Source organism: Actinophytocola gossypii (genome assembly GCF_025165815.1).
Lineage (GTDB): Bacteria > Actinomycetota > Actinomycetes > Mycobacteriales > Pseudonocardiaceae > Actinophytocola > Actinophytocola gossypii.
Genome location: NZ_JAFFZE010000015.1, coordinates 15,599 through 31,229, shown reverse-complemented (window position 1 = coordinate 31,229; position 15,631 = coordinate 15,599). Strand labels below are relative to the sequence as shown.

Sequence of the window (15,631 nt, the reverse complement as noted above, 5' to 3'; positions counted from 1 at the left end):
ATGCCGCACCGACAGAATCGTGCGGGTAGGGTTGCCGGCCATGGCCGAAGCCTCCGTGCGCCCCGCCGTGCCCTCCGACGCCGAGGAGATCGCGCGGATCCAGCTCGAGACCTGGCGCGCCGCCTACACCGACCTGCTGCCGCCCGCCGTGGTGGAGGCGCTCTCGGACGACGAGGCCGCCCTGGCCTGGCGGCAGACCATCGAGCAGGGGCCCGCCCAGGTGTTCGTGGCCGTCGAGGGCGCGTACCGGGTCGGCTTCTGCGCGGCCGGACCCGCCCCGCAGGACGAGACCGCCGACGCGGCCGGCACCCCGGCCAAGGACGTCGAGACCGTCGCGCTGGTCAGCACCCTGCTGGTGGAGCCGAGGTGGGGGCGGCGCGGCCACGGCGGCCGGCTGCTGGCGATGGCGGGCGAGGCGATGCGGGCGGCCGGGGCGACGCGCGGGATCACCTGGGTGCCGGAGCAGGACAAGGCGTCGCTGGCGTTCTTCGAGCGTGCGTCCTGGGTGCGGGACGGTACGGTCCGGACACTGGACGCCGGAGGGCGGCCGCTGCGGGAGCTCAGGCTGACGGGCACGCTTCGTATCGAACTGGCCTGACTTCCGACACGTATTGATAACAGATACTCTTCACGCCGGTCTCCGAACTTAGGGGTTGTGCTGGTGGTTGCGTGGCTGTGCGTCACCCTCGGCGTCGCGTTCGGCTCGGCGCTGATCCCGCTGGTGTCGGTCGAGGTCTTCCTGGTCGGGCTCGCCCTGCAGGAGCCGCACATCTCGTGGCTGGCACTCGGCGCCGTGGTCGCGGTCGGCCAGGTCGGCGGGAAGCTCGTGTACTACTACGCCGCCCGCGGCCAGCTGCACCTTCCCCGGTGGATGCACCGGCGCCGCAGGGCCGAGCGGCCGATGACGGCCAGGCGGATCCGCTGGGAGCTGCGCACCAAGCGGATCCGCGGCTGGGTCGAGGCGCTGCGGGAGAAGTGCCACCGGCATCCCCGCTGGATGGTCGGGACCTATGGAGTCAGCTCCCTGATCGGACTCCCGCCGTACATGGCGACCGCAGTGCTCGCGGGCATGGCCAGGATGAGCCTGTCGGCCTTCGTGTCGGCCGGCCTGCTGGGGCGGTTCATCCGGTTCAGCGCGATCGCCGCGTCCCCGGCCCTGGTCGCCGGCTGGATCCTCTGACGCCGCGTCACGCGGGCGCCGGCTCCGGGTCGGGGACCAGGGCGACGCGGACGTCGGCCGGGCCGTGGTCGCGCAGGGGCACCGCGAAGACCGCGGTGACCTGGCCGTCGGAGGTGGTGGCGGCGTAGGTGAGCAGGCGCCACTCCCCCTCCTCCCACCAGTCGAGCAGGTCCGAGCGCAGGAGCCCGGCCACCGACCGGTAGGCGTCGCTCTTCTGCAGGCGCTGCACGCTGGACTCCAGCGGCACCACCGTCGGACCGGTGGCCAGGGGGTGGCGGACCCGGACCCGCCACCGGCGCAGCGGCAGCAGCCAGCGGTGGTCCAGCTCCGGCGACAACGCCACCACCAGCGCCGCCTCGGCCACCAGCACGGCGACGGTCGCGAGCGGGCGGTCGGCGAGCGCCGCGGGCCACCAGGCGGCGCCCAGGGTCGCCAGTGCGGCGGCCAGCAGCACGGCGGTGCGTGCGAACGCCCGGCCGCGGATCGGGGTCTGCTTGTCACCGAGGCAGCCGCAGCCGGACTCGGGTGCCTTCCGCTTCGCGTACACCAGGTAGCCGAGCATCCCGGTGAACAGGGCGACCGCCGCGTACGACTCGATCACCAACATCGGTGGGGCCAGCAGCAGGGCGCCCAGCGTCAGCTCGGCCGTGCCCACCGCCCGGTAGGCGGTCACCACGCGGCGCTCGCCGACCAGCTTCCGCAACGCCGAGCGGCGCGCCGCCTCGGGTGCGGTCGCCCGGAACTTCACCGTGCCGGCCCAGACCAGCACCCCGGCCAACACGAGCTGCTGCGCGCCGGCGAACCACTCGATCACGTTCGTCCTCCACGACAAGAGGTGGGGCCCGGGCCGCCCGGCACGGCGGCCCGGGCGGGGATCAGGCCGCCGCGTACACGGTGGCCAGGTCGACCTCGTTGGTGTCCGGCCGCCACGCGCCGATCACCTGGGCGTGCTTGCCCACCTGCAGCAGCGACAGGTCGCTGACCGCGGGGGTGCTGTTGTAGACAGCGGCGGTGGTGCCCGCGACCACGTGCCCGACGATCCGGTCGCCGTGGTGGTCGAGGTGCATCACGTTCCGGCCGATCGAGGTGATGTGCACCTGGAGGTTCACGATGTTCAGCCACACCGCGTCGGCGGCGAGCGTGCCGTCCGGCATGCGCACGCCGCGGGCGTAGAGGCCATCGCCGACCTTCGCCGCGTCCGACGAGGTCGGGCGCAGCTTCCAGACGCTCGTCGCACCGGTCAGGTGGATCCGGTGCATGCTGCGGTCCGAGCTGGTGACCATCAGCATTCCCTTGCGCAGCCCGGTGATCCGGCCCTCGATGAAGTTCGGGTCGTGCGCGCCCGCCTCGACGTCGAGCGGACGCCGCTGGCCCGCCGCGGCCTCGGGGGCGAACGAGCCCATCGTGCTGGCGCCGACGACCGTGGCGGCCGTGGTGCCGAGCACCGCGCCGGTGAGGAACTTCCTGCGTCCCAACGAATCCATGGTCTCTCAGCTCCTGATCCGGACCGGCATGATCCCGCTGGACAGGTTGCCGATCGCGCTGTAGGCCGACGGCGTCAGGTCGAGCAGGCGGTTCGTGGCGCAGTTGCCCGAGCAGCACGACTGCTCGCCGCACCACAGGTCGGTCTGCGGGCCGCAGTCGGCGATCTGCACGGCGATCTCGGTGGTGCCGCACAGGTGCTCGACGTAGAACGTGTGTCCGCAGGTCCGGCGCAGCAGGTTGTCGCCGCAGCGGTCCGGTCTGGTGATGTCGAAGCAGGCGTCGGAGGTGTTCGGCCAGGCGCAGTGCCGGCTGCCGGACTGGCAGTTGCCGCACGCGCCGCCGCCCGCGGAGCCGCAGGGGCCCCAACCGGCGCCGCAGCAGAACCACGAGGTCTCGGCGGTGGTCGGCGCCATCGCGCCGACGTCGGGAGGTGCTGCCATGGGACATTCCCTTCGGGGGTGCCCTGGCACCGCTACCGACCCGTGCGGGATCGAGAGCATGACGAGCTGGGGTGGGCCCGCGCGGGGACCACGCGAGCCCACCCTGTCTCTCGTCTGGCCCTCATCGCGCGCGGTCCCGGTGACGATGGCAGGGTGGGACTTTCGCACGAACAGACGGGAGTTGGTTAGCCTCTGACGGGTGCTGACGCTACTTGCGTGACCGTCTGATCACACCAGCCAAGCGGAGTAGCGTTGCATCGCAAACGGCGCAAACCGGGTGACGTTTTCCCAGTAGAAACGTTTCACGCGCTCAGAGCGTCAGCAGGTTCTCCAGCCCGACGGTCAGGCCGCGCCGGCCCATGATCTCGCGGACGCCCAGCAGCACGCCGGGCATGAACGACGCCCGGTCCAGGGAGTCGTGGCGGATGGTCAGCGTCTCGCCCTCGCCGCCGAACAGCAGCTCCTGGTGGGCGACCAGCCCGGTGAGGCGCACCGAGTGCACCCGCACGTCGTCGACCAGGGCGCCGCGCGCGCCGGGCGCCTCCGACGTCGTGGCGTCCGGGGCCGGCCCGAGGCCCGCGGCCGACCGCGCCTCGGCGACCAGCCGGGCGGTGTACGCGGCGGTGCCGGACGGCGCGTCGGCCTTGCCGGGGTGGTGCAGCTCGATGATCTCCACCGACGGGTAGTACCTGGCCGCCAGCTGCGCGAAGCGCATGGACAGCACCGCGCCGAGCGCGAAGTTCGGCGCGACCAGCACCGCCAGCTCCGGCTTGGCCGCCAGCCAGCCCTCCACAGTGGACAGCCGCTCGGCGTCGAAGCCGGACGTGCCGACCACACACCTGATGCCCTGGTCCACGCAGAACCGGATGTTGTCCATGACGACGTCCGGGTGGGTGAAGTCGACCACGACCTGCGCGCCGGCGTCGGCGACGTCGAACAGCCAGTCGCCGGCGTCGATCCTGGCGACGACCTCCAGGTCCGCCGCGGCCTCGACGGCGCGGCAGACCTCCGCGCCCATCCGCCCGCGCGCACCGAGCACCGCGACCCGGATCGGTTCCGAGGCCATCCTCACCTCACCACTTCGGCCGGCACGTCGTCGGGGTGAGCGTAGGGCCCGACGAGCGCGGTGGCGACCGGACGCGCCAGCAGTTGCCGGGCCAACGCGGCGACCTCGTCACCGGTGACCGCGTCGATCCTGGCCAGCGTCTGCTCGACGGTCAGGTACTCGCCGTAGGACAGCTCGCCCTTGCCGATCCGCGACATCCGCGAGCTGGTGTCCTCCAGGCCGAGCACGAGCCCGCCGCGCAGCTGACCCTTCGCCCGCGCCACCTCGCCGTCGGACAGACCGTCCCGGGCGACGTCGCCGAGCACCTCGTGCACGACGCCGGCCACCGAGCCGAGCCGGTCCGGCTGGCAGCCCGCGTAGACCGACAGGTGCCCGGTGTCGGCGTAGGACGCGACCGACGAGTACACCTGGTACGCCAGGCCGCGCCGCTCCCGGACCTCCTGGAACAGCCGCGAGCTCATGCCGCCGCCCAGCGCCGCGTTCAGCACGCTGAGCACCCACCGGCGCTCGTCGTGCCGGTCGAGCGCCCGGACCCCGAGCATCAGGTGCGCCTGCTCGGTGTCGTCGGTGTGCAGGACCAGCTTCCTCGGCTTCGCGAGCCGGGCGCGGCCGGTGCGCGGGGTGCCCGGCGGCCGGTCGCCGACCAGGCGGTCGCGCAGCAGCCGGCGCGCGTGCCGCAGCACCTCGCCGTGACTGATGTTGCCGGCCGCGGCGAGCACCATCTTCGGCATGGTGTAGCGGCGCTTGTAGAAACCGTGCAACGCGGTCCGGCTCATCGAGGAGATCGACTGCTCGGTGCCGAGCACCGGGCGGCCGAGCGGGTGGTCGGTGAGCAGCGCCTCGACGAACGTGTCGTGCAGCAGGTCCTCGGGGTCGTCGTCGCGCATGGCGATCTCCTCGAGGACCACGCCGCGCTCGGTCTCCATGTCCTGTGTGGCCAGCAGGGCGTCGAAGACCACGTCGGACACCAGGTCCATGGCCAGCGGCAGGTCCTCGTCGAGCACGTGCGCGTAGTAGCAGGTGTGCTCCTTGGCGGTGAACGCGTTGAGCTCGCCGCCGACCGCGTCGATCTCCTCGGCGATCGCCACCGCAGAGCGCCGCCCGGTGCCCTTGAACAGCAGGTGCTCCAGGTAGTGGGCGGCCCCCGCGACGGACTGCTGCTCGTCGCGGGAGCCGACCCCGACCCAGATTCCGACCGAGGCCGAACGGACACCCGGGACCTGCTCGGTGATCACCCGCAGGCCGCCGGGCAGGACGGTGCGCTTCACCACGCTGCCGCCGTCGGTCCGCTCCAGGACCCGGGTGCTCGTGTTGCTCGGTGCCAACGAACTACGCCTTGGTCGACTCGTCCGCCGGGGCCGCCGGCTCCTCGGCCGGCTGGTCGGCGTCCTCCTTGACCGGGACCAGGCTGATCTTGCCGCGCTGGTCGATGTCGGCGATCTCCACCCGGAGCTTGTCGCCGACCTTCACCACGTCCTCGACCTTGCCGATGCGCTTGCCGTTGCCCAGCTTGGAGATGTGCACCAGGCCGTCCTTGCCCGGCAGCAGCGAGACGAACGCGCCGAACGCGGCGGTCTTGACCACCGTGCCGAGGAACCGCTCGCCGATCTTGGGCAGCTGCGGGTTCGCGATGGCGTTGATCTTGCCGATCGCGGCCTCCGCGGACGGGCCGTCGGCCGCGCCGACGTAGATGGTGCCGTCGTCCTCGATGGAGATGTCGGCGCCGGTCTCCTCGGTGATCGAGTTGATCATCTTGCCCTTGGGTCCGATGACCTCGCCGATCTTGTCGACCGGGATCTTCACGCTGGTGACCCGCGGCGCGTACGGGCTCATCTCGTCCGGCGACGCGATGGCCTCGGCCATCACCTCGAGGATGGTCAGCCGCGCGTCGCGCGCCTGGGAGAGCGCCGCGCCGAGCACCTCGGACGGGATGCCGTCGAGCTTGGTGTCCAGCTGCAGCGCGGTGACCAGCTCCTTGGTGCCGGCGACCTTGAAGTCCATGTCGCCGAACGCGTCCTCGGCGCCGAGGATGTCGGTCAGCGCGACGTACTCGGTCTTCCCGTCGACCTCGTCGGACACCAGGCCCATGGCGATGCCGGAGACCGGGGCCTTCAGCGGCACGCCGGCGTTGAGCAGCGACATGGTGGACGCGCACACCGAGCCCATCGACGTCGAGCCGTTGGAGCCCAGCGCCTCGGAGACCTGGCGGATCGCGTAGGGGAACTCGTCGCGCTTGGGCAGCACCGGCACCAGGGCCCGCTCGGCGAGCGCGCCGTGGCCGATCTCCCGGCGCTTCGGCGAGCCGACCCGGCCGGTCTCGCCGGTGGAGAACGGCGGGAAGTTGTAGTGGTGCAGGTAGCGCTTGTGCGTCTCCGGGGACAGCGAGTCGATCTGCTGCTCCATGCGGAGCATGTTCAGCGTGGTGACGCCGAGGATCTGGGTCTCGCCGCGCTCGAACAGGGACGAGCCGTGCGCCCTCGGGATCAGCGCCACCTCGGTCGACAGCTGGCGGATGTCGGTGAGGCCCCGGCCGTCGATGCGGACCTTGTCGCGCAGGATCCGCTGGCGGACCAGCTTCTTGTTCAGCGACCGGAACGCGGCGCCGACCTCCTTCTCGCGGCCCTCGAACGCACCGCCGTCGACCGCGCCGACCTTCTCCAGGGTGGCGGCCTTGATCTCGTCGATCCTGGTCTCGCGCTCCTGCTTGCCGGCGATGGTCAGCGCCTGGGCGAGCTCGTCGGAGACGGCGGCCTCGACCGCGGCGTAGGCGTCCGGCTGGTAGGCCGGGTAGGTCGGGTAGTCCCTGGTCTCCTTGGCGGCGACCTCGGCGAGCCGCGACTGGGCCTCGCACAGCACCTTGATGAACGGCTTCGCGGCCTCCAGGCCCTGGGCGACGACCTCCTCGGTCGGCGCGGTGGCACCCTCGGCGACCAGGTCCAGCACGTTCTCGGTGGCCTCGGCCTCGACCATCATGATGGCCACGTCGTCACCGACGACCCGGCCGGCGACGACCATGTCGAAGGCGGCCTTGCCCAGCTGCTCGTGGGTCGGGAAGGCGACCCACTGCTCGCCGACCAGGGCGACGCGGGTCGCGCCGACCGGGCCGGAGAACGGCAGGCCGGCGAGCTGGGTGGACGCGGAGGCGGCGTTGATCGCGACCACGTCGTACAGGTCGACCGGGTTGAGGCTCTGGACGGTGATGACGACCTGGATCTCGTTGCGCAAACCGTCGACGAACGACGGGCGCAGCGGCCGGTCGATCAGCCGGCAGGTCAGGATCGCGTCCGTGGAGGGACGACCCTCGCGGCGGAAGAACGAGCCGGGGATGCGGCCCGCGGCGTACATCCGCTCCTCGACGTCCACGGTCAGCGGGAAGAAGTCGAAGTGCTCCTTCGGGTGCTTGGACGCGGTGGTGGCGGACAGCAGCATGGTCTCCTCGTCGAGGTAGGCCACGACGCTGCCGGCGGCCTGGCGCGCGAGGCGCCCGGTCTCGAAGCGGATGGTGCGCTTGCCGAAGTTGCCGTTGTCGATGACGGCGGTGGTCTCGTGAACTCCAGCTTCGCTGAAGTCGGTCATGCGGTTGCTCCTCGTTCTCATCGCGGGCGCTCACCCCATACGGGGCACAGGAATTCGCGATCACGGAGCCGGTCTTCGATCGAAGTCCTCGGGTTCGAAACCCGGGAACCACTACCGAGGACCGGCGGACTGATCCCCGTACGCGGCGCGCGGCGCCCTTGGGTGTTTCGTTTTACATAGACGTCGGGGGAGCGGTCGCGGTGACCGCTCCCCCGACGGGGTCTATCGGCGCAGGCCGAGTCGCTGGATCAGCGACCGGTAGCGTTCGATGTCCACCTTGGTCAGGTAGTTGAGCAGCCGGCGGCGACGGCCGACCAGCAGCAGCAGACCCCGACGCGAGTGGTGGTCGTGCTTGTGCACCTTGAGGTGCTCGGTCAGGTCGCTGATGCGCTTGGTCAGCATCGCGACCTGGGCCTCCGGCGAGCCGGTGTCCTTGTCGTGGACGCCGTACTCGGTGAGGATGGTCTTCTTCTGCTCAGTGGACAGCGCCACTCGTGTACTCCTCGAGGTTGAGATGTGCCGTGCGGTCCCGGAACGGGAATGCAGGTACCGGCCGCCACGGACCGCAGCCGGACCCAAACACCGAGGTTAGCAGGTGGGTCGTTAACGCTGCGTACTGGCCAGGGGCACCCGGTCGACGGCGGTGTAGACCGGCGCGGAGCCGTCCCGGTCGGAGCGGAACAGGGCGACCTCGGTGACCGGCCACCAGCTGCTGGCGAAGTCGGCCAGCGCCGCGGACGCCTGGATCGCGCGCTCGCCGCGCACGCCGCCGCGCCGCCAGCGCGCGACGGTGACGTGCGGGGCGAAGTCGAACTGGTCGGCGGTGATGTCCGCACCGAGCGCACCGGCCAGGCCGGACAGCGCGCCCGCGTCCCGCTCGCCCATCGGGTTGACCCCGATCCACAGCACGCCGGGGAACCGGCCCGCACCGCGCAGCCGCAGCCGGGCGGGGTCGAGCCCGGCGGCCTGCCGGCGGAACCACGCGCCGCGGCGGTCCACGTGCTCGCGGTCGCCGTAGAAGCCGAGGGTGATGTGCCAGCCGTGCGGCGGCGACCAGGTCAGCTCGCGCTCGAGCTCGGGATCGCTCGCGCGCAGGTCGCGCAGGCGGTCGGCGAGCTCGGCGCGCACGGTGGCGGGCAGCTCGATCGCGGAGAACAGCCGGGCCATGGCGGTCAGCCGCCGGGGCGCGTCACTGGGGCTGGCCAGCCCGCCGCAGCAGGTCCGCTAGCTCGGGGAAGCGGGCGTTGAGCAGGGTCGCGGCGGCCGTGAGGTCGTTCGCCTCGGCGACCCGGCGCAGCGCGGCGACGGCGACGCGGTCGTTGCGCCCGATGTCGACGGGCAGGTTGTCCCTGGTCACCGAGGGGCGGGAGCTGCGGACCTCGTCGAGCGCCCGCATCATGGCTTCCTTCTTGCCGGCGGCGACGTCGGGCACCAGGACCTTGCGCTCCAGCATGATCAGCCGGGCGAGGACCGCCGGGTTGCCGATCTTGGCGCGGCGCCCGGACATGACCTGGCTGAGCATCGGCGCGCTGATGCCGAGTACGTCGGCCAGGAAGGCCTGCGAGATGTCGAACGCGACCACGAGACGGCGGACCCGGTCACCGAGCGGTTCGCCATACCACTCCCGCTGCAGTGCGAGATTGCGCTGGACGATCTTGTGGTCCTCCACCTTCGCCTCTCCCCTGGGTAACCGACCCGTGCCCCGCCGCCGGATCAATCAGCATCTTGCCAGCCCCGTGGGCGATCGCGCGGCAAATCCCGACAGCTCTTCGCTTCTGCACGGGCACCGGGTAACCCGGAGGGGTGATGGGCGGATCAGGAGAGGAGTTCGCGGGTCCGCCGCACGTCGTCGTGCATGCGCTCGACCAGCGCATCGGAGGAGTCGAAACGCTCCATGTCCCGCAGCCGGTCCGCGAAGTCGACGGCCACCCGCTGCCCGTAGAAGTCCTCGTCGACGTCGAGCACGAACGCCTCCACGCGACGCTCCCGGCCGGAGAAGGTCGGGTTGGTGCCGACCGAGATCGCGGCCATCAGCGGTGGCCGGTTCGCCGCGTTGAGCAGCGAGAACCGGCCGGCGTAGACGCCGTCGGCCGGAACCGCGGCGTAGCGGGGGGTGGACAGGTTGGCGGTCGGGAAGCCGAGCTCGTGGCCCCGCCGGTCGCCCCGGACGACGATGCCCTCCAGCCGGTGCGGGCGGCCGAGCGCGGCGGCGGCCGCCCGCACGTCGCCGGCGTTCACGCAGGCGCGGATGTAGGTGGAGGAGAACGTGATCTCGTCGGCGGCCCCGTGGTTGGGCACGGTGACGAGCTTGGCCCCCTCGGCGGCGAACCCGAACCGCTGCCCGAGCTGGGTGAGCAGTTCGACGTTGCCGAGCGCCCGGTGGCCGAAGGTGAAGTTCTGTCCCACGACGACCGCGGCGACGTGCAGGCGGTCGACCAGGAATTCGTGCACGAACTCGTCCGCCGGCACCTTGGACAGCTCGGGGGTGAACGGCAGCACGCAGAACACGTCGATGCCGAGCCCCTCCACGAGCTCCGCCTTGCGGCTCAGGGTGGTCAGCTGGGCGGGGTGGCTGCCGGGGCGCACCACCTCGGCGGGGTGCGGGTCGAAGGTGACCAACACGCTGGGGACGTCGCGCGCGCGGGCGCGCGCGACCCCCCCGGTGATCACCGCCAGGGGGCCCCGGGGCCCCCCCCCGGGGGGGGGGGGGGGGGGGGGGGCCCCCCCCCGGGGGGGGGGGGGGGGGGGGGGGGGCCCCCCCCCCCGCCCGGTTGATCAGCTCCTGGTGCCCGAGGTGCACCCCGTCGAAGACCCCGATGGTGGCGACACAGCGCCCCCAGCCACCGGGGACGAACTCCAACCCGCGCCAGCGTTGCACGCCCCCACCCTATGCCGAACCGCTTTCCGGCTCAGAAGGCGACCGGGGTGGTCCAGCTGACCTCACCGAGGTAGATGTTGCTCGAGTAGGACCGGTAGCCCCGGGTGTAGTGCGTGTTCCCGCTCCCGTTCTGCGTCTTGTCGGTCGCGATGATGCGGCCACTGCCGTTCATGACGCCCAGTTCGACGACGTAACCGCCGTTCGCGCGGGCCCAGACGTAGTGCGTACCGCCGCAGATGCCCCGGCGCAGCTGGACGAACCTGCCGTTGGACGTCTTCTCGGCGACGGTGGAGACCTTTGTGCAGTTGGCCGGGTTGGAGTACCAGATCGGCACGGAGGCCGAAGCGGTCGCCGGCACGAGCATGGTCACCATCGTCAGCAGCGTGACCACCAGGCCGGCCCGCTTGGTCGTTCTCTTCATGTTCGCTCTCCCCTCTCTCGGTGGTGGGAAGAGGATCTCGGCGACGCTTTCCCGTCGCTTTCATCGCGGGGAAAGCGGGTTCAGGCCGGGGTGAGCACCACGAGGGAACGGCTGGCGTCGCCCTCGTCGACGGCGAGCGCGACCGCCCGGCCGGCGGGGTCGAACACGCCGTAGGTGCCGGCGATGCCCGCCGCCGGCAGCCGCCGGCCGCGCAGCAGGGCGGCCGCCGACCGCTCGTCGACGTCCCGGCGGGGGAACGCGGCGGCCACCGCGGCGTCCATCGGCAGCGACAGGCCGGGTGCGTCCGCGAGCCGGTCCAGCGTGGTCACCACCCGCAGGTCGAACGGGCCCACCCTCGTCCGGCGCAGTGCCGCGAGGTGCCCGCCGACGCCGAGCGCGGCACCGAGGTCCCTGGCCAGTGCGCGGACGTAGGTGCCGGAGGAGCACTCGACCATCACGTCCAGCTCGATCGTCTCGCCGGTACGCCGCGCGGCCAGCAGGTCGAACCGGGAGACCTCGACCGGCCGCGCCGCCAGCGCGACCTCCTCCCCCGCCCGCACCCGCGCGTAGGCGCGCTTGCCGTCGACCTTCACCGCAGACACCGCGCTCGGCACCTGCTGGATGGATCCGGTCAGCGCGCGGATCCCGGCGGTGATCGCCTCGTCGGTGACCTGGTCGACCGGCGCGGTCGACAGCACCTCGCCCTGGGCGTCGTCGGTGGTGGTGGCCGAGCCGAGCGAGATGGTGGCCAGGTACGCCTTGGTGTCCAGGGCGAGGTGGCCGAGCAGCTTGGTGGCCCGCTCGATGCCGAGCACCAGCACCCCGGTGGCCATCGGGTCGAGCGTGCCGGCGTGGCCGACCTTGCGGGTGCCCATGATCCGCCGGACCCGCGCGACGACGTCGTGCGAGGTCAGGCCGTCCGGCTTGTCGACCACGACCAGGCCGGGGGGCACGACGACACGCTGTTTGGTGGCGGGAGGGGGCACCGCGCCATTATTCAGCAGCGTTCGCTCAGGCCCGGGCCAGGTCCCAGGCCCGGCGCCGGATCTGGACCGGCACGGCCTCGCCACGGGCCTCCGCGTCGAACACCGCGGCCCGCGCCCGCCGCCACCACACCGACGTCCGCCACAGGCCGACCACCAGCACGACGACCACCGACAGCAGCGCGATCCGGAACGCGGTCTGCGGCCCGAGCGGCCCGAACGCCGCCAACAGCACCCCGACCGACAGCGCGGAGACCGTGATCGCGACGAAGCCGCCCACGTTCACCACGCCCGTCGCGGTGCCAACGCGGCGCAGCGGGTTGTAGTCCCGCGCGAGCGCGAACCCGATCGACGACGCCGGTCCGCCGAACGACAGCAGCGCGAAGCCGGCCACCAGCACGCCGGCCGGCACCCGGCCACCTGGCCAGCCGAGCAGCACCGACCACACCGCGAGCGCCGTGACCAGGTACGCGACCACCAGCGGCGTCCGGCACTCCGGCCACCGGCTGACCACCGTGCCGACCAGCGGCCCGCCGACGATCGCCCCGACCACCAGGACGCCGAGCAGCAGGCCGGCGGCCGGCTCGCTCATCCCCTGCGCCTGCACCAGGTACGGGAAGCCCCAGAGCAGCCCGAGCATGGCCGGGGCGAACATCGTGGAGAAGTGCACCCAGAAGCCGAGACGGGTGCCCGGGGTGGACCACGCGAGCCGGACCTGGCCGAGCACCGATCGCAGCAACGGCACCATGCCGGCGGTGCGGGCGGGCGCCCGGTCCGGCTCCGCCGCCGCCCCGTCACGCACCCGCGTGGCCAGGACGACGGCGTACAGCACGGTCGCCGCACCGGCCACCGCGAAGGTCGCGGTCCAGCCGGCGCCGTCGAGCAGTGCGCTCAGCGGCACCGTCGAGACCAGGTTGCCGATGGCGCCGAGCGCGGCGGTCAGCGCGGCCAGCGCCGCGTACCGCCTGGCCGGGAAGTGCGCGGCGACCAGGCGCAGCACGCTGACGAACGTCATCGCGTCGCCGACGCCGAGCACCCCGCGGGCGAGCAGCCCGAGCGGGTAGGAGACGGCGAACGCGAACAGCAGCTGCCCGGCACCCATCAGCAGCGCGGCGACGGTCAGCACCCGGCGCGGACCGTACCGGTCGACGAGCAGCCCGGTGGGCACCTGCATGAGTGCGTACACGCCGATCTGCAGCACGGTGAACGTGCCGAGCGCGGCCGGGCCGACCCCGAAGCGCACGGAGGCCTCGAGGCTCGCCACGCCGAGCGAGGTGCGGTGGAACACCGCCGCCAGGTAGACGAGGACCGCGATGGCCCAGATGGACAGTGCTCCCCGCTGCGTGCGCACAATGCTCCGTTTCGTGATCGCTCCGGTTCAGGTCCCCGTGGCTACAGCGTCTCGGCGGCCCGCATCGTTAGCATCGCTAAGCGTGCGATTGCCCACATCCTGCTCGGAGATCCCGAACCGCTCGTGTACGCGCCGCAGCCAGGCCGGCGCCCACCAGTTGGCGTCGCCGGCCAGCCGGATGAACGCGGGCAGCAGCACGCCGCGGATCAGTACCGCGTCGACCAGCACGGCCACCGCCATGCCGACGCCGATCATCTTGAGGTACACCACGCCGCCGGTCGCGTAGACCGCGAACGACGCCGCCAGGATCACCGCGGCGACCGTCACCAGTGGACCGCTGCGCTGCAGTCCGAGTGCCACCGCCGAGCGGCCGTCCTTCCCGGACAGGTACTCCTCGCGGATCCGCGATACGACGAACACCTCGTAGTCCATGGACAGCCCGTAGACGATGCAGAACATCAGGATCGGGATGCTCGACTCCAGGGTGCCGGTCGCGGTGAAACCGAGGAGGTCGGCGAGGTTTCCGTCCTGGAAAACCCAGACGAGCACGCCGAACATCACCCCGAGGCTGAGCAGGTTCAGCACGGTGGCCTTGAGCGGCAGCAACAGGCTCCCGGTCATCAGGAACAGCACGGCGAAGGTCAGCAGCAGGACCACCGCGAGCACGAGCGGCAACCGTTCGGTCATCGCGTCACGCCAGTCGACGGTCTCGGCCGGGTTGCCGCCGACGAGCACGTCGAACGGGGCCGGAACCGCGCGCAGGTCGGCGATCAGGTCGCCGGGGTCGCCGTGGAGGGCGTCCTGGGTGGGGATGGCGGCCAGGTAGGTGCCGCCGTTGGAGGTGAAGCGGTCGCTGCCGGGTCCGATCGGGTCGCCGCCGGCGAAGGAGCCGGCCGAGGAGTCGACCTGGGCCACGCCGTCCACGTCGGACAGCAGGGCGGCGTAGGTGGCCACGTCGCCGGTACCGGCCTCGGGCGCGACGAGGTAGACGGCGTCGGACTCCTCCTGGCCGAAGCCCTCGCGGATCTCGTCGGCGGTGGCACGGCCCGGCGAGTCGGCGGGCAGGATCCGCGCGTCCGGCATGCCGAACCGCAGGCCGAGCGCCGGTGAGGCGACCACCAGCACGAGGACCAGCATCGCGCCGCCGGTCAGCACCGGCCGGCGCATCACGGCGTTGGCCAGGCGGTACCAGAGGTTCCTCGGCGCGCGTTCCCGGCGCGGCAGCGCGCGCCGGCCGAGCACGGCGAGCGCGGCGGGCAGGATCACCAGCGCGCCGACGACCGCGGTCAGCACCACGAACGCGCCCGCGTAGCCGAAGGACCGCAGGAACGACAGCGGGAACAGCAGCAGGGCGAGCAACGAGGTGGCCACCGTGATGCCGCTGAACAGGACCGTGCGTCCGGCCGTGCGCACCGCGCCGGCGACCGCGTCCTCGACGGTCGCGCCCCGGCCGAGTTCCTCGCGGAACCGGGCGATGACGAACAGGCAGTAGTCGACACCGAGCGCGAGCCCCATGACCAGGGCGATGTTGGCGCCGAACGTGGACACCGGGGTGACCGAGGCGACCAGCCGGAGCAGCGCCAGCGTGCCGAGGATGGAGAACACCCCGACCCCGAGCGTGACCAGGGCGAGCGTGATCCGGCGGTAGAACAGCAGCAGCAACGCCAGCACGAGCGGGATGACGATCAGCTCCGCGCGCAGGAAGTCGGTCCTGGCCTGCGCGCCGATCTCGCGGAACACCACGTCCTGCCCGCCGGCCTCGACCCGCACGGTGGCGGTCTCTGTGGTGAATCGCTCGGCCAGCTCGCCGACCCGTTCGCGGGCGGCGTTCACCTCGCCGGGGACGCGCGCGAGGACCAGCCCGGCGGTGTCGTCCTCGCTGCGCAGCGCCGGTGAGTCGCCGCGCGACCAGTAGGAGCCGACCTCGGCGACCCCGGGCTCGGCGGCGAGTTCCCTGGTCAGCCGCTCGCCGTCGGCGCGGATGTCGTCGACCGTGCCGTCCTTGGCGGTGACCAGCAGGACGAGGTTGGGCGGGCCGGTGTCGAACTGGTCGGCGAGCACGGCGCGGGCCCGGTCGGACTCCGAGCCCGGCGCGTCGATCCGCGACAGCGACAGGGCGTTCAGCGCGCCGGCGCCGAACACGCCGACCAGCAGGGTGAGCAGGACGGAGACGACGAGGACCGGGCGGCGTCTGCGGTAGGCGAACCGACCGAGACGGGCCAGCACGGGACGGGACACGGGTGACTCCAGG

At 72.3% G+C, this 15,631-nt stretch carries 16 protein-coding genes and 1 pseudogene; 2 read left to right on the top strand and 15 right to left on the bottom strand.

Annotation, left to right across the window (positions count from 1 at the left end; all coding sequences use genetic code 11):
- Positions 1-40: 40 nt before the first annotated feature.
- Positions 41-598 carry a GNAT family N-acetyltransferase gene (locus JT362_RS18985; RefSeq protein ID WP_260192684.1) on the top strand — a complete coding sequence of 186 codons (558 nt, stop codon included), beginning with the start codon at positions 41-43 and terminating at the stop codon, positions 596-598.
- Between the two features lie 63 nt (positions 599-661).
- Positions 662-1,180 carry a YqaA family protein gene (locus JT362_RS18980; RefSeq protein ID WP_260192683.1) on the top strand — a complete coding sequence of 173 codons (519 nt, stop codon included), beginning with the start codon at positions 662-664 and terminating at the stop codon, positions 1,178-1,180.
- 7 nt (positions 1,181-1,187) lie between these two features.
- On the opposite strand, the gene JT362_RS18975 is transcribed toward JT362_RS18980, so the two are convergent.
- From JT362_RS18975 to JT362_RS18905, 15 genes and pseudogenes are all read right to left on the bottom strand, one after another.
- Positions 1,188-1,994, bottom strand: a complete 807-nt coding sequence (locus JT362_RS18975; protein WP_260192681.1) for a MauE/DoxX family redox-associated membrane protein — start codon at positions 1,992-1,994, stop codon at positions 1,188-1,190.
- Between the two features lie 61 nt (positions 1,995-2,055).
- Positions 2,056-2,655: a cell wall protein gene (locus tag JT362_RS18970; RefSeq protein WP_260192680.1), complete on the bottom strand. Its 600-nt coding sequence runs from the start codon at positions 2,653-2,655 to the stop codon at positions 2,056-2,058.
- Between the two features lie 15 nt (positions 2,656-2,670).
- Positions 2,671-3,105 carry an RlpA-like double-psi beta-barrel domain-containing protein gene (locus JT362_RS18965; protein ID WP_260192679.1) on the bottom strand — a complete coding sequence of 145 codons (435 nt, stop codon included), beginning with the start codon at positions 3,103-3,105 and terminating at the stop codon, positions 2,671-2,673.
- A gap of 310 nt (positions 3,106-3,415) precedes the next feature.
- Positions 3,416-4,171 (bottom strand): 4-hydroxy-tetrahydrodipicolinate reductase, encoded by a 756-nt coding sequence (gene dapB, locus JT362_RS18960; RefSeq protein ID WP_260192677.1) that lies wholly within the window; start codon positions 4,169-4,171, stop codon positions 3,416-3,418.
- A 2-nt stretch (positions 4,172-4,173) separates the two neighbouring features.
- Positions 4,174-5,496, bottom strand: coding sequence for a M16 family metallopeptidase (locus tag JT362_RS18955; protein WP_260192675.1), 1,323 nt, complete (start codon positions 5,494-5,496; stop codon positions 4,174-4,176).
- A gap of 4 nt (positions 5,497-5,500) precedes the next feature.
- On the bottom strand, positions 5,501-7,747 hold the full coding sequence (locus JT362_RS18950) for a polyribonucleotide nucleotidyltransferase (RefSeq protein WP_260192674.1): 2,247 nt from the start codon (positions 7,745-7,747) through the stop codon (positions 5,501-5,503).
- 222 nt (positions 7,748-7,969) lie between these two features.
- A complete protein-coding gene (rpsO, locus tag JT362_RS18945) occupies positions 7,970-8,239 on the bottom strand; it encodes a 30S ribosomal protein S15 (RefSeq protein ID WP_260192672.1) in 270 nt (89 codons plus the stop codon).
- Between the two features lie 111 nt (positions 8,240-8,350).
- Positions 8,351-8,914, bottom strand: a complete 564-nt coding sequence (thpR, locus tag JT362_RS18940) for an RNA 2',3'-cyclic phosphodiesterase (RefSeq protein WP_260192670.1) — start codon at positions 8,912-8,914, stop codon at positions 8,351-8,353.
- 22 nt (positions 8,915-8,936) lie between these two features.
- Complete coding sequence (locus tag JT362_RS18935; protein ID WP_260192669.1) at positions 8,937-9,416, bottom strand: helix-turn-helix domain-containing protein; 480 nt, start codon at positions 9,414-9,416, stop codon at positions 8,937-8,939.
- Positions 9,417-9,562: 146 nt separating this feature from the next.
- Positions 9,563-10,423: a bifunctional riboflavin kinase/FAD synthetase gene (locus JT362_RS18930; protein ID WP_260193217.1), complete on the bottom strand. Its 861-nt coding sequence runs from the start codon at positions 10,421-10,423 to the stop codon at positions 9,563-9,565.
- Between the two features lie 88 nt (positions 10,424-10,511).
- A pseudogene (locus JT362_RS18925) lies at positions 10,512-10,625 on the bottom strand (bifunctional riboflavin kinase/FAD synthetase); the annotation flags it as partial.
- Positions 10,626-10,656: 31 nt separating this feature from the next.
- Entirely contained in the window at positions 10,657-11,046 is a 390-nt protein-coding gene (locus JT362_RS18920; RefSeq protein ID WP_260192667.1) for a hypothetical protein, read from the bottom strand.
- Positions 11,047-11,126: 80 nt separating this feature from the next.
- Positions 11,127-12,032: a tRNA pseudouridine(55) synthase TruB gene (truB, locus tag JT362_RS18915; protein WP_375546524.1), complete on the bottom strand. Its 906-nt coding sequence runs from the start codon at positions 12,030-12,032 to the stop codon at positions 11,127-11,129.
- A 25-nt stretch (positions 12,033-12,057) separates the two neighbouring features.
- The gene (locus tag JT362_RS18910; protein ID WP_260192665.1) at positions 12,058-13,380 is read right to left on the bottom strand and encodes an MFS transporter; all 1,323 of its coding nucleotides are present in this window, start codon (positions 13,378-13,380) and stop codon (positions 12,058-12,060) included.
- Positions 13,381-13,407: 27 nt separating this feature from the next.
- Positions 13,408-15,618: an MMPL family transporter gene (locus JT362_RS18905; RefSeq protein WP_260192664.1), complete on the bottom strand. Its 2,211-nt coding sequence runs from the start codon at positions 15,616-15,618 to the stop codon at positions 13,408-13,410.
- Positions 15,619-15,631 lie beyond the last annotated feature (13 nt).

What these genes read in the sequence shown, in the direction of transcription:
- JT362_RS18920 (WP_260192667.1), bottom strand. Translation starts at nt 11,046, where the DNA reads ATGAAGAGAACGACCAAGCGGGCCGGCCTGGTGGTCACGCTGCTGACG.
- JT362_RS18965 (WP_260192679.1), bottom strand. Translation starts at nt 3,105, where the DNA reads ATGGCAGCACCTCCCGACGTCGGCGCGATGGCGCCGACCACCGCCGAG.
- JT362_RS18985 (WP_260192684.1), top strand. Translation starts at nt 41, where the DNA reads ATGGCCGAAGCCTCCGTGCGCCCCGCCGTGCCCTCCGACGCCGAGGAG.
- JT362_RS18950 (WP_260192674.1), bottom strand. Translation starts at nt 7,747, where the DNA reads ATGACCGACTTCAGCGAAGCTGGAGTTCACGAGACCACCGCCGTCATC.
- thpR (WP_260192670.1), bottom strand. Translation starts at nt 8,914, where the DNA reads ATGGCCCGGCTGTTCTCCGCGATCGAGCTGCCCGCCACCGTGCGCGCC.
- dapB (WP_260192677.1), bottom strand. Translation starts at nt 4,171, where the DNA reads ATGGCCTCGGAACCGATCCGGGTCGCGGTGCTCGGTGCGCGCGGGCGG.